Source organism: Dokdonia sp. Asnod3-C12 (assembly GCF_045063975.1).
Taxonomy (GTDB): Bacteria; Bacteroidota; Bacteroidia; order Flavobacteriales; family Flavobacteriaceae; genus Dokdonia.
Window position 1 is genome coordinate 2,165,047 of sequence record NZ_JBEFNY010000003.1, and the last position, 15,495, is coordinate 2,180,541.

Here is a 15,495-nt window from a genome sequence, read left to right on the forward strand (position 1 = left end):
AGCAAATGATTTTATTTATAGCTGGTGCAGCTCTTTTTATATTTATGGGCTACGGCCTTTTTACGCTTTCGCGAAAGCGTACCCCACAGCAATTTCCTGTAGCATGGGAGGAGATTTTAAGTAATGAGGTGCTATTTTACCAGAAATTATCTGCAGAGAAACAAGCATTTTTTAAAAAGCGCATGATGGCTTTCCTCGCGGAAGTAAATGTGGAGGCCGTGCAATTTGAAATTACAGATAGAGATAAGATTTTTGTCGCTGCAAGTGCTGTCATTCCCATTTTCAATTTTGGAGATTGGCATTATAATAACCTTGATACGGTTTTAATCTACCCAGATTATTTTAATACAGACTTGGAGTTTCACTCAGAAGGAGAGGATAGAAATATAGGCGGTATGGTGGGCTCTGGGCAGTTTGAAAATCATATGATTTTATCGCGCAAAGCACTGGTGTTTGGATTTGCAAACAAGACAGACAAGGGTAATACTGCCGTTCATGAATTTGTACACTTGCTGGATAAGATGGACGGAGAGACCGATGGGATACCAGAGTTTTTATTAGGAAAAGAAAATATAGCTCCTTGGTTAGACCTTATGTATAAGGAGATGGATGCTATAAATAATGATCAGTCAGACATAAGGAAATACGGAGGAACTAGTGAGATAGAATTCTTTGCGGTAGCCTCTGAGTATTTCTTTGAACGTCCAGAATTGTTCAAAAGGAAACATCCTGAACTTTATAAAATGCTAGAGCTCTGTTTTGTGACAGGTGTTTCGGCTTAGTTTTATCATTCCCTTAACACCCTAGGTGCTTTGCTTTTGTATTTTTGGTGCTTACTTTAATTTATGCAACTTATTATTGATGTTGGAAATACTAGGGTCAAGGCGGCTATCTTCCTTGATGATGTATTGCAGGCGCGACACCATTTTCTTTTAGAAAATTTTATAGAAGAGGTAGGGGAGTTTGCAGGTTTGTATCCTGTGAAGAAAGCTATAATTTCATCAGTAGGTAGATTATCTGAGGAGCAAGCGCGATCTGTGCAGCTGCGTTTTCCTACTATTATTCTTAGTCATAAAACATCGCTTCCATTTAAAAACGACTACGGCACTCCACATACACTTGGTGTAGATAGGATTGCGTTGGTAGCCGCTTTCGCGAAAGCGTACCCTCAAAAAAATGGACTCATAATAGATGCAGGTACGTGTATAACGTATGATTTTATTACTGCAGAAGGCTCTTACAAAGGAGGGGCGATATCACCAGGATTGCGATTGCGATATGAAACTTTAAACAATCTCACGGCAAATTTACCACTACTTGAAAAGCAAATGCCAGAGAGCATTGTGGGGACAAGTACTCATGAAGCAATACATTCTGGCGTTGTCCAAGGGGTTTTACTTGAAATTGATGGGGCAATAAATCATTATAAAGAGCATTATAATGTAGAAACCGTAATAATAACAGGGGGTGATGCCGAATTCTTGGCAAAACGATTAAAAAATAGCATCTTTGCGCACTCAAAATTTTTGTTAGAGGGCCTCAATTATATCTTAACATATCAGAATGATTAAAAAACTTTTTATAGTAGCAGTGTTGATGGTGGCCTTTAAGGGTCTTGCACAAGAGGGAGCTACGACATCTCCATATTCATTTTACGGAGTAGGTTTACAGCAGTTTAAAGGTACTGTTGAAAATAAATCTATGGGAGGAATACAGTCTTATAGTGATAGTTTACACTTGAATTTACTAAACCCAGCTTCATTAGGTAAACTGCGTTACACAACTTTTACTGTGGGAGGTAATCACCAAGAGGTTACAGCAAAAGATGCATTTACAGAAGAGGGTTCTTCAAAATCTACATTTGATTACCTAGCGATAGGTTTTCCGGTTTCTAAAAAAGTGGGGGTGAGTTTTGGACTCATGCCATATACTACTGTAGGTTATAAGCTTGATGATAGTGATGAGGATATTGTAAACGCCTTTAGTGGTCGTGGAGGTATCAATAGAGCATTTTTATCTGCTGGATATACAGTGGCGCCAGGTCTAACTGTAGGTGCTAGTGCAAATTATAACTTTGGTAATATTCAAAATGAGGCATTGAGATCTCAAGAAGGGGTGGAGCTAGCTACACGAGAAAGTAATCGTAGTGACTTTTCTGGATTTACATTTGATCTTGCAGCTCAGTATGAGCGTATGATATCAGATAAGCTTCAACTTACGTCATCTGTTAAATATTCGCCATCTTCAAGTATAGGTACAGAAAATTCACGTCAAGTGGCTTCTGTGATTTTTAATAGCACTGGTATAAGCGCAGATGTAGATTCTGAGCAAATTGATGTACAGGATACAGATTTTGATTTTCCTTCTACTTTGACGTTAGGATTAGGAATTGGAGCAGTAAATAAGTGGTTTGTAGGTGCAGAATATACATCTCAAAAATCAAGTAATTTTAGTAATAGAACATTTACACTGGATGATGTGGCTTTTGAAGATGCAAGCCAGATGCGTATTGGAGGATTTTATACTCCTAAATATAACTCTGTTACAAGTTACTGGGATCGTATTGCTTACAGGGCTGGTTTCAGATATGAAGAGAGCGGTATTATAGTGTCTAACGAGGACATAAGCGAGTTTGGCATATCTTTTGGAGTAGGACTACCTACAGGACGTAGAATAAGTAATTTGAATCTTATGTTTGAGATGGGCCAGCGAGGAACGACAAGTTCAGGTCTTATTCAAGAGAACTTTATTAATGTAGGAATAAGCTTATCAGTAAACGACTTATGGTTCGTCCAAAGTAAATTTAATTAATTGAAAAACCCAACACTATGAAAACTAAATTAACCACACTTTTTGTAGCTATAGTAATGACAGTAGGATTTACTGCTCAAGCTCAAATAAGTGAAGAATGTATGACCACAGGTTCTATATTCAACGAAGCTGCAAAAGTTAAGAACTGGGATGCTGCGAGAGCACCATTTGCAAAACTTAGAAAAGATTGTCCTAACTGGTCACTTGCATTATACCAGTATGGTGAGAAATTATTAAAAGCAGATCTTAAAGCCGCAAGCGGTGAGCAAGAGAAGGCAGTAGCTCAAGATTTAATCTTATTACTACAGCAAAGAGAGCAGTATTTCCCAGGAAAAACTGACAAAGGTGAAAATGCTGCAGATCAAGCTCAGATAATGTTTGATAGCAAAATAGGAACTAAGAAATCGCAGTTTGATGCATTTCAAAAAGCATTTCAACTAGACGCAGCTTCTATTTCAAGCGCAAAAAGCATCTATACTCGTTTTAAACTAGCTGTAGATTTATATAAAGAAGGAGAACAAATTCCATTACAAGATGTTTTTGACCTTTATGATGATACTCAAAGTAAATTAGGAAAAGAGGCAACTGTTCTTGATTCTAAGCTACAAGCTCTTTTAGATAAGGAAGAGGCTGGTACAGCACTTAGTGCTAAGGAGAAAAGAAGAGTAAAAGGTTATGAAACTAACCTAAGAGCTTTTGGAATCTTTGGAGGAAGTACTGATGGTGCAATGGGAGCTTTAGGTAACTGTGAGAACTTAGTGCCACTTTACCAAAAAGATTTTGAGTCTATGAAAAATGACAAAGAATGGATTAAGAAAGCTGCTGGACGTCTTGCTGGAAAAGATTGTACTGATACAGATTTATTTAAGCAAATGGTTGAAAGTTTACACAGACTTGAGCCTTCTGCAAAATCTGCAAAGTATTTAGGTATCTTAGCTGGAAACAGAGGAGATTCTGCAGCAGAGTCTAGATATTACCAAGAAGCAATTGATCTTGAAACAGATCCTACAGAAAGAGCAAATGCTTATTACAGACTTGCAGAAAAAGCAAGAAAATCTGGAAGCTATGGTAAAGCAAGAGGTCTTTATAATAAGGCGCTTAGTGAAGATGCTTCTTACGGAATCGCTTACTTGAGAATTGCAGCAATGTATGCAGCAAGTGCAAATAACTGTGGCGAGACTGCATTTGATAAGAGAGCGGTATACTGGTTAGCTGCTAGTACTGCAGAAAGAGCTGGACGTGTAAGTCCATCACTAGCAGGAACTGCAAATAAGACGGCTGCAAGTTATAGAGGAATAGCTCCTAGTAAAGCGGATATATTCCAGTCTGGAAAAGGTGGTCAAACTATCAAGATAGGATGTTGGATTGGATCAAGCGTAAGAGTTCCAAGTAACTAATGTATCTACTACATAGAAATATATTAAAATTCTTAGTCACGGCTTTTGCCGTGACTTTGTTTTTAGGTTGTGGTGATAAAGGAGAGGAGATACGTAAAATGAGTATCAAGTCTGATGGGCCTGTGACAGAAGGAAGAGGTATAAACTTAAAGTATACAGACTCTGGGAAGGTAACGGCTCATCTCAAAACACCATATATAAAGAATTATGCAAACTCGCCTTTTCCATACGAGGAGTTTCCAGAAGGGGTAGAGGTTATTTTTATAGATGACGATAAAGAGAATGTGATTACCTCAGATTATGCAATACGTTATAAATACACAAATCTCATAGATTTGCAACAAAACGTAACCCTTGTAACTAGTGATTCTGTTACACTTAAGGCAGAGCAGTTGTATTGGGATCAAACTAATAACTGGATTTTTACAGATCAACCATATACCATTATTACGAAAGACGGTTCCCGCAATGATGGAGACCTTTTTGATTCTAATGAAGACTTTACAAATTTTGTATCTTTAAACAACGTAAGTAAACAATACGTTAAAGAAAATAAAGAAGACTTATGATGCGATATATAAAATACACGGAGTACGTTTATATCATAGTAGCTGTGCTAGCGGGGTATAAGGTGGCGACACTTTGGGGGGAAGATCAGCCCAAGGCTTATTTCTTTTTGTTTTGCTTTGCTGTAAGTGTTGGTATGTATTTCTTTAGACGTCACTTCCGAAAGAAATTTGAAAACAGGAAAAACTCTTAATGGGCAGCTTTGAAGTCCAGGTTATTGTCGTTTGTTGCTCATTAATATTATCTGCATTCTTCTCAGGAATGGAGATTGCATACATTTCGGCAAATAAAATCCATATTGAAATAGAAAAAAAACAGAATGATTTTCTTTCTATTGTATTAACTCGCCTTACTGCGAGACCTTCAAAGTTTATCGCAACCATGTTGCTGGGTAATAATATTGCTTTGGTGGTTTATGGTTATTTTATGGGAGCACTCCTGCAAGGGTGGCTTGAGAGTTTGCCTTTCGGCGAAAACTTGAAGTGGTTAGCTACATTCGTCCAAGAATTTAGTCTATTAAGTCAGACTATTATTTCTACCATTGTCATTCTAATTACTGCAGAATTTTTACCCAAAGTATTTTTTCAGATTTATGCAAACAAGCTGTTGAAGTTTTTTGCAATACCTGCCTATATTTTCTACCTGCTGTTTTATTTTTTAAGTGCTTTTATAATCTGGGTTTCAGATTTAGTACTTAAATATTTGTTTAAAACAGATGGAGATGAAGTGCAGCTAGCTTTCACGAAAGTGGAATTAGGAAATTATATTTCTGAACAAATGGAATCTGTAAATGATCAAGATGATGTAGATACAGAAATTCAAATTTTTCAAAATGCACTAGAATTTTCTGAGGTGAAGTCTAGGGAAGTGATGCTTCCACGTACTGAAATTATCGCTGTCGATGAACGCACTACGCCAGCAGCGATTAATAAAATATTTATTGATACCGGTTTGTCTAAGATATTAGTCTATAAAGACACCATAGATGATATTATAGGGTATGTACACTCTTTTGAGTTGTTTAAAAAGCCTAAAACGATAAGTAGTGTCCTCATGCCTGTGGTGTATGTGCCAGAAACAATGCTTGTAAAAGACGTGTTGAATATGCTCACAAAGAAGCGCAAGAGTATTTGTGTCGTTATTGATGAGTATGGTGGTACTAGTGGTATGATGACCGTAGAGGATATTGTAGAAGAGCTTTTTGGAGAGATAGAGGATGAGCATGATACTGCAGAGCTTATAGAAGAGCAACTAGGAGAAGATCACTATAAACTTTCTGCTAGACATGAGGTAGATTACCTCAATGAAATGTATAAATTAAACCTTCCAGAGAGTGAAAACTATGAGACATTAGGAGGTTTAGTAGTGAGTCACGCAGAAGAAATACCACAAGAAGGAGAGAACATAGAGATAGACGGAATAATCTTTCATATCCTTGAGACTTCAAACACAAAAATTGAACTCTTGGAAGTCCGTATTTCTAAAGACTAAATTGGCTTATTTTTTTATTTTTTATTATGGGAGAAAATGGTATTTTCGCCCACTATTATAGCATAAACAACAGACAATGGCAATTTTAAATAAAATACGTAGCAAGAGCATCTTTTTGATAATCATTATTGCACTTGCGCTATTTGCATTCATTTTTTCTTCAATTTTAGATAGTGGAGGTTTTAATGCTGATAAGCAAAACCGAGTAGCTTCTATTAATGGAGTAAGTATTGATCGTGAAGCTTTTGCTTCAAAAGTAGAGGAGCAAACACGTAGATTAGGAGCAAATGCCTCGACTACACGTGCTGTAAATACAGTGTGGGAGCAAGAAATTAATCGTGTTGTCCTTGAAGAGCAGTATGAAGAATTAGGTATTGAAGTAGGTAGAGACCGTACTCAAGAATTATTAAAGCAAGCATTGCAAAACGATACACGTTTTCAAGATGGTGATGGTTTCTTTAGTGAGGGTAAGATGCAAGAATTTATCGCAACTCTTAAAGACAGCCAGAATCCTGGTGATTACCAAAACTGGTTAAATTTTGAAGAAAACTTAAGAAATCAAGAAAAGCAAAGTATATACTACAACCTTATTAAGGCAGGAGTAGGATCTACACTTAAAGATGGTGAGATTGCTTACAGACTTGATAACAATAATGTAGATATACAGTTTGTACAAGTTCCTTATACTTCAGTTCCGGATGAAGAGGCTACAGTAAGTAAGGAAGAAATTCAGAAATATGTAAATGAGCATAAAGAAGAATACAAAACAGACGAAACTCGTAGCATACGTTTTGTAAAGTTTTCAGAAGAGGCTTCTTTAGAAGATGAAAATGCACTTAAAGCTGAATTATCAAAACTTAGAAATGAGTACACATCTCGTAACGGTGCAACTGGAGTAACAGAAACACTTGCGGGATTTGATAAGACAGATAGAGTAGAAGATTTCTTACTAGACAATTCTGATATCCCTTATGTAAACCGTTGGTTCTTTAAAAATAACTTACCTGCAACTATTGCAGACACATTATTTGCTATTGGTAAAGGTGGCGTGTACGGTCCTTATAAGGATAACAATTACATGAACCTTTCTCGTGTGATGGATGTGAGAAAAATGCCAGACTCAGTAAAATCACGTCACATCTTAGTTGATTTTAAAGGAGCAGTAACAAATACACAGAGAGGACCAGTTCCTTCATCTGCTACTCGTTCTAAAGAAGATGCAAAGAAACTTGCAGATAGCTTACTTACGGTAATCAAAAGAAATAAAGGGACGTTTGAAGAACTTGCAAAAGAATTTTCTTCAGATAAAAATAACAGTGAAAAAGGAGGTGATCTTGATTACCAAAATCCAAATCTTTTCGCTGAAGGTTACAGAGACTTTATCGTAGATAACAGAACTGGATCTGTAGGCGTTGCCGAAACAAACTTTGGTTACCACGTGATTGAGATTACAGATCAAAAGAACCTTCAAGATGTAATTAAAGTTGCAACGGTAGTAAAAGAGATTGTACCATCAGATAAAACAATTTCTTCTATCTATAATACAACACAAAAATTTGAGCTAGCTGCTGCAGATGGAGATTTCCAAGAAGTAGCTACAGAAAATGGTTATACAGTAAGACCAGTACAACGTATACGTGCAATGGATGAGAATCTTCCTGGTGAGGGTGCTCAACGTTCAATCGTACAGTGGGCTTTTGAAGAAGAGGTTTCAGTAGGAGATATTAAGCGTTTCCCTGTAAACAATGGATACATTGTAGCACAAGTTACTCGTCGCACTCCTAAGGGAACAGAGCGTGTAGAAGATGTATCTACTCAAGTTACTCCTATACTTCGTAACATGAAGAAAGCAGCTATCATTAAAGGAAAGCTTTCTGGAGCTACCCTTGCAGAGATGGCACAGTCACAAAGCCAGACTGTAAAAACTGCATCTGCAATATCTATGAATGCACCAACGATTGCTGGAGCAGGTAATGAGCCTAAAGTTGTAGGAGCTGCATTTGGATTAAAAGAAGGAGAGATTTCTGATCCTATTGAAGGTTCTAGAGGGGTGTATGTGGTTCAAGTAACAAAAATTACGGAAGCACCAGCACTTGAAAACTACGCATCTTTTGCAACTCAAGAAGCTCAAAAGGCAAGAGTAGCAGTAAGTTCTAAAGTACTTAATGCACTTAAAGAAGCTGCAGAAATTGAAGATAACAGAGCTACTTTCTACTAGTAGATATTTTACACATATATTAAAAAGGCTCGAACGTAATGTTCGAGCCTTTTTAGTTTATCATCATGTTAGTTTGCTTTCGCGAAAGCGTAAAACTTACAGGTAAATCGTTCTTAGAAGTTTAGTATCATCTCGTTGTACGGGATGATAGTATGGAAGCCTTTGTTTTTAAAATACTCCATTTCTTGAGCTTCTCCGGTAACCATTACAAAATCACCTCCCCAACCTCCTAAACTCTTAATGAGGTGTGGATAGTCAGAAAATAGCTGACTTTTAATAGTAGGAGTTTTGATGATTTTAGAAAGTCTTTCCTCGTGTTCAGTAAGCAGTTTTTCAAAAGCTTGGAGTGTTTTGCATTCTTTGACTGCTGTGGTGAGTTGAGAAAAATGAGAAACCTCACTAAGCAATAGCTTGCTGTCTAGGCTTCTATAGTGCTTAATGCTTTCTCTACTATTCTGCTTCTTATTAAGGTGTATAAAGAAGATATTTTCTTTAAAGTCAGGGTCAAATGCTACACTTTTAATAATTGGATCGCTTTCAGCTCTCTGGTAAGTAATGGCGCCCTCTGAGGTGGCGCAGGCAATATCATAGCCACTTCCTCCAAAAGTCATTTCAAGTAGCTTATAAGGGTTAATCTGCGCCCATAAAGCAATATTTGCAATAAGAGTAGAAGAGGAGCCTAATCCCCAATCTCTAGGAAATTCCAAAGAACTCGTAACGCTATAACCTTTTTGCGTGTTTAAAAAATCAGAGTTGAGTTGTTGTGCTGCTTGTAATATGGTAAGTAAGCGCTGCGGGATATCCCCATTAGGAACTGCGCAGTCATTTATTGGTAATGTGAAATGGGTTTCAAACCATGTAGAGCCATCGTGTAGCTCGCTTTTCCAAAGTAAGCCGTGGTCCTGCGTTGTTGTGACTGTAAGTTTTTGACCTCTGGTAGTGGGAAGGGCAAGTGCTTCTGCTCCATCAAGGACCAGATATTCTGCGGTTAATAGTAACTTACCGTGGCTATAAAAAGATGGGTTCACTTGGTATATTGTTTTTATTAGCTGCTTATGAGCGTAGTGCTTCTATGAAAGAAACAACAGCACTATGAGTAACTGTGTTAGTCTTAAAATGAGTGACTGTTTCTTGTTTTTCGGCGTCTGTGGCTTCCATTTGATTAAGGATGTTCATGAGGTGCATTTTCATGTGGCCTTCTTGAATTCCTGTTGTAGTAAGTGATTTTAAGGCTGCAAAATTCTGTGCAAGTCCAGCGACAGCCACAATTTGCATAAGCTCTTGTGCAGATGGATTTTCCAGCAATTCCATAGACCACTTTACCAGCGGATGTAATTTTGTAAGTCCGCCTACGGTTCCTAGTGCGAGTGGTACCTCAATCCAGAATTTAAAAATCCCATCATCTACACTAGCATGTGTAAGACTTCTATATTGCCCGTCCCTAGCAGCATATGCGTGTACGCCAGCTTCTACAGCTCTAAAATCGTTTCCAGTGGCAAGAATTACGGCATCAATACCGTTCATAATCCCTTTGTTGTGAGTCACTGCGCGGTAGGGCTCTTCTTCGGCAATGGAAATTGCTTGTATGAATTTTTTAGCAAATTGTGCACCGTCTATGTTTTTTTCAGAAAGATCAGCTACTGGGCAATTTACCTCTGCTCGCACTACGCAATCTGGAACGTAGTTTGATAAGATAGACATGATTACAGAGAGATTTGCACCGCTTTCGCGAAAGCGTGCTTCTGCCTCAAAACCTGCTTTAAGCGTCGTTGCAAATTGTTCTAGACAACTATTTATAAAATTGGCTCCCATTGCATTTAGCGTTTCAAACGTGCAATGAAGTTGGTAGTAATCTGCTACTGCATGGGTTTTATTAACGAGCGTGATGTCTTTAATGCCACCTCCACGTTTCTCCATGTTTTTTGTAATAGCAGCGGTATCTGCAAGTAACTGTGGCTTGATGGATTCAAAAAATGAAGTCAAAAGCGACGCATCGCCATCATATGTGAAGTGTACCTGTCCTACTTTTGTAGTTCCTAAAACAGTAGTTTTAAAACCTCCTCTATCTTGCCAGAATTTTGCCGCTTTACTTGCGGCAGCCACCACAGAGCTCTCCTCAATGGCCATAGGGATGGTGTAAATACGGTCATTAATAACAAAGTTAGGAGCAACACCTAGCGGTAAGTAGTAGTTAGTAACGGTGTTTTCTATAAACTCGTCATGTAGCTGTTGTAGTTTTTTATCATCATTCCAGTAAGATGATAGTACTTGAGTTGCCTGTGTTGGATTTTCAAAATAGGTAGACGTGAGCCACGCTATTTTCTCCGTTTTTGAAAGTCTTGAAAATCCTGATATTGCCTTTATCATTAAGCTGTATTTATAAAAGTGTCAAAGATACTGAGAATGAGGTAAACCTAGCTTTGTGTAAGTAATCTAGTGATTTTATTTCTTAACAATATGGCGCTATTTAACAGCTTTTACGGGGGTTTTTGCGTTATTTTTAGTAAAATTGAGATACATTACTAGAATTAGCAATTATATATGAAAATACAACTCTTTTTGAGTGCCATTTTACTCATGGCAATCCAGAGCGCAACTGCGCAAAAAAAGCAAATCACCCTTGAAGATATATGGAAAGAAGGCACTTTTAGTGCAGAGAGACTCCAGTCTATTCACTCCATGGCAAACGGACAAGAGTATGCCGTTCAAAACTTTGATAGAGCAACACGTACAGGAAGCGTAGATATTTATAGCTATGCGACAGGAGAAAAAGTGCGTACAGCGGTAAGCAGTGCAGATATTGATGGCCTTGACTATTTTATTAGCTATGAGTTTAGCGGTGATGAAAAGCAAGTGTTACTAGCGACTAAGCTACAGTCAATCTTTAGAAGATCTACGCTAGGAGAGTTTTATGTTTGGAATACGCTTTCGCGAAAGCTAACAAAAGTTTCAGACGATCTTATCCAAGAGCCTACATTTTCTCCTGATGGGACAATGATTGCTTACGGAAAGGGTAACAACTTATATGTATTTAACATCGCAGAAGGTACAACGCAGCAACTTACTACAGATGGAAAGAAAAATAGTATTATAAACGGTATTACGGATTGGGTTTATGAAGAAGAATTTGGTTTTGTGCGCGCCTTTGATTGGAGTGCAGATAGCAAGAAGATAGCTTATATACGTTTTGACGAAACAGATGTGCCAGAATTCTCTATGGACATTTATGGCAAAGAATTATACCAGACGCAGTCAGTTTTTAAATACCCTAAAGCAGGTGAGGCAAATGCAAAAGTAACATTACGCCTTCACAACTTAGATAACGGAAATAGCCGTAAAGCAAAGGATGTTGAGATTAACCTAGGTGATAACGCTGGGTACTATATTCCACGTATATCTTGGTCAAAAGATCCAAACGTACTTTCTGTACAAACTTTAAATCGTCATCAAGACACATTGAAATTGTCGCTTTTTAATGCGGCTACCTATCAAACAAAACTCGCTGTTCTTGAAACGGATAAGGCTTACGTGGATGTAACAGATAATCTTACTTTTCTAGAAGATAACAGCTTTATCTGGACGAGTGAAAAAGATGGATGGAATCACGTGTATCACCACAATGCAGATGGAACTCTTAAAAGCCAAGTAACCTCAGGCGACTGGGAAGTGACAGGATATTACGGTTATGATGCAAAAACAAAAAGGATATTTTACCAAAGCTCAGAAAATGGTTCAATCAACCGAGGGGTTTACGCTATAGGTCTTAACGGTAAAAAGAAACAAGCACTCGCTGTAAAGGAAGGAACAAATGATGCCGATTTTAGTGCAAATTTTAGCAACTTCATCCATACATATTCAAATACGACAACGCCTTATCGTTTTACACTTAACGATGCTAAGGACGGAAAGCAAATACGTGTTATAAAAGATAATAATGATCTCAAGGAGCTTTATGCTACTTATGATATTTCTCCTAAAGAATTTTTTGAGATTGACGTAAACGGAGTTTCTCTTAATGCTTATATCATCAAGCCTACAAACTTTGATCCTAATAAAAAGTATCCGTTGTTTATGACGCAATACTCTGGACCTGGATCGCAGAGCGTGGCAAATAAATGGGATACATCTAATGATTACTGGTTCCAGATGCTTGCTCAAAACGATTATATCGTGGTTTGTGTAGATCCTAGAGGAACAGGATTAAAAGGGCGTGATTTTAAGAAAATCACTCAGAAGGAATTAGGGAAGTATGAAGTGCAAGATCAAATAGCAGCAGCTAAACAATTAAGTGAGCGTCCATATATAGATGAAAATCGCACAGGAATCTGGGGATGGAGTTATGGAGGTTTTATGGCATCTAACTGTCTTTTTCAAGGAGCAGATACTTTTGAAATGGCTATAGCTGTTGCACCAGTTACTTCATGGAGATTTTACGATTCTATTTATACAGAACGATACATGCAAACACCCCAAGAAAATGCAAGTGGGTATGATAACAACTCTCCTATGAGTCATGTAGATAAAATGGAAGGTGATTTATTACTTGTGCATGGAGGTGGGGATGATAATGTTCATGTGCAAAACTCTACACGTCTTGTAGAAGCTTTAGTACAAGCCAATAAGCAATTTGATTACTTCAATTATCCAGATAGAAACCACGGTATCTATGGTGGGAATACGCGTTTTCATTTATATACAATGATGACAGAATTCATAAAAGAGAAACTTTAGAGATAAACAACTTATATTAGCAGTAAATAAATAATACAATATGGAATATAGATTCGGTGGTTCTGAAACCAACCAAAAGACTGTGCTAGGGCATCCTTCAGGTCTTTTTGTTCTCTTTTTTACAGAAATGTGGGAGCGTTTTTCTTATTATGGAATGCGTGCATTACTTGTTTTATTTCTAGTGTCGGCTATCATTGATGGCGGCTGGGGCTGGGAAAGAGCAGAGGCTTTACAGCTGTATGCTTTTTATACTGGACTTGTTTATGTAACTCCTATTCTTGGAGGATTAATAGCAGATAAGATTACAGGTTATAGAAAAGCAGTTGTTATAGGGGCATTTTTAATGACTTTGGGTCATGCTTCCATGGCATTTGAGATAAGCTCAGACTTTTTCTTTTATGCTGGACTTGTACTACTTATTATAGGAAACGGTATGTTTAAGCCGAATATTTCTTCAATGGTAGGGCAGTTGTATAAAGATCAAGGTAAAGAAAAGGATGCTGGTTATACCATATTCTACATGGGTATCAACTCAGGAGCATTTTTAGGTATTTTACTTTGTGGTTATATTGGAGAATCTGTGGGATGGCATTACGGTTTTGGACTTGCTGGTATTTTTATGCTAGTAGGTATGCTTCAATTTCATTTTGCACAAGATATTTTTGGAAAGATAGGTCTAGCTCCTAAAAAAGCTGGTGATCTTGATGACGTGATTGAGGATGGTGTAGAAAATGCAGCAGATACTATTGAGGACGTAATAGATGAGGCCGAAAAGTCAAAAATTACTCGTGATAGACTTATTGTAATTAGTGTGCTAGCATTCTTTACTATATTCTTCTGGTGGGCTTTTGAGCAAGCAGGAGGGTCTATGACCATCTTTGCGGCAGACTATACAGATAGAGTTTTAGAAGGAAGTAGTGGTATGACTTTTAAAATAGTAAATACACTACTCACAGTAGTTCCTATGCTTATTATTACATGGGTTCTAGGAATGTTATTTAAACAAACCTATGCTAAGTTTGCACTCGCAAACATTATCTTAGGTTTAGGTTTCGTCATTATTTGGGCAATTGTAATCTGGATGTTATCTCGTCAGTTTGCAGATGATGCACCGGAGGTTCCTGCTTCTTGGTTTGGAATATTAAACTCATTCTTCATCATTGCATTTGCTCCTTTATTTTCAAAAATATGGAAGAGTAAATACAACCCTAGCGGACCAGTAAAGTTTGCTATTGGTCTTATTTTATTAGGTCTTGGATTTGGTATTCTTTCTTTTGGGTCTATGGGAATTCCATTAGGAGCAAAAACAGCTTCTGTGAGCATGGTATTTTTAGTACTTGCATATTTATTCCATACACTAGGAGAGTTATGTGTATCTCCAGTAGGACTTTCATATGTAAGTAAACTTGCACCAGCAAAACTTGTTGGTCTTATGTTCGGTATCTGGTTTGTAGCAAACTTTATTGCAAACTTTGCAGCAGGTATAACAGGGAGTTATATAGATCCTATAGTTGAAGAGCATGGAATGGCAATCTTCTTTTTGATATTTACAGTAATACCAGCAGCAGCAGGTGTAGTAATGTTATTATTGAACAGAACACTTATTAAAATGATGCATGGTATACGCTAAGCACATATAATAGTATAATTTAAAAACGTTCCCTATTTTGTGGAACGTTTTTTGTCTGTAAGAATTTGAAACATAAACAGACTATACCTAAAAGAAAGAATTCAATGAAAAAAGTATTATACCTTCTTCTATTTATTGCGACGGGAACTATGAGTGCCCAGAAGATTAACTGGATGACCATGGATGAGGCGCTTGCTGCCCAACAAAAAGAGCCTAAAAAGATTTTTATGGATGTTTATACTGTATGGTGTGGGCCTTGTAAAATGTTAGATAAAAACACCTTTGCAAATCCTGATGTAGCTGCTTTCATAAATGAAAACTACTACGCGGTAAAATTTAACGCAGAGGGTACAGAAGTAATTAATTACTTAGGTAACACATATACTAACCCGCGTCATGATCCTAAAAAATCAAGAGGGCGTAACAGTCAGCACGAACTTGCACAGGCTCTTAAGCTTCAGGGGTATCCAAGTATGGTATTCTTTGACGAAAAAGGTAATTATATCCAGCCTATTGTAGGTTATCACTCTCCTAAGCGTTTAGAAATATACGTGAAGATGGTGGGTAATGATGATTATAAAGAGATTACTACTCAAGAGAAGTGGGCAACCTATCAAGAAGAGTTTGAGTACTCATGGCCTAATTAGAAA

12 protein-coding genes are annotated in these 15,495 nt (G+C 37.4%); 10 read left to right on the plus strand and 2 right to left on the minus strand.

Annotated features, from left to right (window positions below; all coding sequences use genetic code 11):
* Positions 1–5 precede the first annotated feature (5 nt).
* The 7 genes from ACJJVW_RS09860 to ACJJVW_RS09890 all read left to right on the plus strand — a co-directional run bounded on the left by ACJJVW_RS09860 (position 6) and on the right by ACJJVW_RS09890 (position 8,484).
* A complete protein-coding gene (locus ACJJVW_RS09860; RefSeq protein WP_405251593.1) occupies positions 6–782 on the plus strand; it encodes a zinc-dependent peptidase in 777 nt (258 codons plus the stop codon).
* Between the two features lie 63 nt (positions 783–845).
* A complete protein-coding gene (locus ACJJVW_RS09865; protein ID WP_405251595.1) occupies positions 846–1,571 on the plus strand; it encodes a type III pantothenate kinase in 726 nt (241 codons plus the stop codon).
* The gene (locus ACJJVW_RS09870) at positions 1,564–2,811 is read left to right on the plus strand and encodes a hypothetical protein (protein WP_405251597.1); all 1,248 of its coding nucleotides are present in this window, start codon (positions 1,564–1,566) and stop codon (positions 2,809–2,811) included. Before ACJJVW_RS09865 ends, ACJJVW_RS09870 begins: the two co-directional genes overlap by 8 nt.
* A gap of 17 nt (positions 2,812–2,828) precedes the next feature.
* Positions 2,829–4,208 (plus strand): hypothetical protein, encoded by a 1,380-nt coding sequence (locus ACJJVW_RS09875; protein ID WP_298329888.1) that lies wholly within the window; start codon positions 2,829–2,831, stop codon positions 4,206–4,208.
* Complete coding sequence (gene lptC, locus ACJJVW_RS09880; protein WP_298329885.1) at positions 4,208–4,777, plus strand: LPS export ABC transporter periplasmic protein LptC; 570 nt, start codon at positions 4,208–4,210, stop codon at positions 4,775–4,777. The genes ACJJVW_RS09875 and lptC overlap by 1 nt, the downstream gene beginning before the upstream one ends.
* Before the next feature lie 190 nt (positions 4,778–4,967).
* Positions 4,968–6,266 carry a hemolysin family protein gene (locus tag ACJJVW_RS09885; protein ID WP_405251599.1) on the plus strand — a complete coding sequence of 433 codons (1,299 nt, stop codon included), beginning with the start codon at positions 4,968–4,970 and terminating at the stop codon, positions 6,264–6,266.
* A 76-nt stretch (positions 6,267–6,342) separates the two neighbouring features.
* Positions 6,343–8,484, plus strand: a complete 2,142-nt coding sequence (locus tag ACJJVW_RS09890) for a peptidylprolyl isomerase (protein WP_405251601.1) — start codon at positions 6,343–6,345, stop codon at positions 8,482–8,484.
* Between the two features lie 113 nt (positions 8,485–8,597).
* Here the strand turns inward: ACJJVW_RS09890 and ACJJVW_RS09895 are convergent, their stop codons facing one another.
* Positions 8,598–9,512 carry a GYDIA family GHMP kinase gene (locus tag ACJJVW_RS09895; RefSeq protein ID WP_405251604.1) on the minus strand — a complete coding sequence of 305 codons (915 nt, stop codon included), beginning with the start codon at positions 9,510–9,512 and terminating at the stop codon, positions 8,598–8,600.
* Positions 9,513–9,537: 25 nt separating this feature from the next.
* Positions 9,538–10,851 carry a hydroxymethylglutaryl-CoA reductase, degradative gene (locus ACJJVW_RS09900; protein ID WP_405251606.1) on the minus strand — a complete coding sequence of 438 codons (1,314 nt, stop codon included), beginning with the start codon at positions 10,849–10,851 and terminating at the stop codon, positions 9,538–9,540.
* A 174-nt stretch (positions 10,852–11,025) separates the two neighbouring features.
* On the opposite strand from ACJJVW_RS09900, the gene ACJJVW_RS09905 reads away from it, so the two are divergent.
* From ACJJVW_RS09905 to ACJJVW_RS09915, 3 genes are all read left to right on the plus strand, one after another.
* Complete coding sequence (locus ACJJVW_RS09905; RefSeq protein WP_405251608.1) at positions 11,026–13,215, plus strand: S9 family peptidase; 2,190 nt, start codon at positions 11,026–11,028, stop codon at positions 13,213–13,215.
* Positions 13,216–13,255: 40 nt separating this feature from the next.
* Positions 13,256–14,845: a peptide MFS transporter gene (locus ACJJVW_RS09910; protein ID WP_298329867.1), complete on the plus strand. Its 1,590-nt coding sequence runs from the start codon at positions 13,256–13,258 to the stop codon at positions 14,843–14,845.
* A 104-nt stretch (positions 14,846–14,949) separates the two neighbouring features.
* Entirely contained in the window at positions 14,950–15,492 is a 543-nt protein-coding gene (locus tag ACJJVW_RS09915; protein WP_013750102.1) for a thioredoxin fold domain-containing protein, read from the plus strand.
* Positions 15,493–15,495: the final 3 nt, after the last annotated feature.

What these genes read in the sequence shown, in the direction of transcription:
- ACJJVW_RS09900 (WP_405251606.1), bottom strand. Translation starts at nt 10,851, where the DNA reads ATGATAAAGGCAATATCAGGATTTTCAAGACTTTCAAAAACGGAGAAA.
- ACJJVW_RS09875 (WP_298329888.1), top strand. Translation starts at nt 2,829, where the DNA reads ATGAAAACTAAATTAACCACACTTTTTGTAGCTATAGTAATGACAGTA.
- ACJJVW_RS09905 (WP_405251608.1), top strand. Translation starts at nt 11,026, where the DNA reads ATGAAAATACAACTCTTTTTGAGTGCCATTTTACTCATGGCAATCCAG.
- ACJJVW_RS09860 (WP_405251593.1), top strand. Translation starts at nt 6, where the DNA reads ATGATTTTATTTATAGCTGGTGCAGCTCTTTTTATATTTATGGGCTAC.
- ACJJVW_RS09885 (WP_405251599.1), top strand. Translation starts at nt 4,968, where the DNA reads ATGGGCAGCTTTGAAGTCCAGGTTATTGTCGTTTGTTGCTCATTAATA.
- ACJJVW_RS09870 (WP_405251597.1), top strand. Translation starts at nt 1,564, where the DNA reads ATGATTAAAAAACTTTTTATAGTAGCAGTGTTGATGGTGGCCTTTAAG.
- ACJJVW_RS09915 (WP_013750102.1), top strand. Translation starts at nt 14,950, where the DNA reads ATGAAAAAAGTATTATACCTTCTTCTATTTATTGCGACGGGAACTATG.
- lptC (WP_298329885.1), top strand. Translation starts at nt 4,208, where the DNA reads ATGTATCTACTACATAGAAATATATTAAAATTCTTAGTCACGGCTTTT.
- ACJJVW_RS09910 (WP_298329867.1), top strand. Translation starts at nt 13,256, where the DNA reads ATGGAATATAGATTCGGTGGTTCTGAAACCAACCAAAAGACTGTGCTA.
- ACJJVW_RS09865 (WP_405251595.1), top strand. Translation starts at nt 846, where the DNA reads ATGCAACTTATTATTGATGTTGGAAATACTAGGGTCAAGGCGGCTATC.
- ACJJVW_RS09890 (WP_405251601.1), top strand. Translation starts at nt 6,343, where the DNA reads ATGGCAATTTTAAATAAAATACGTAGCAAGAGCATCTTTTTGATAATC.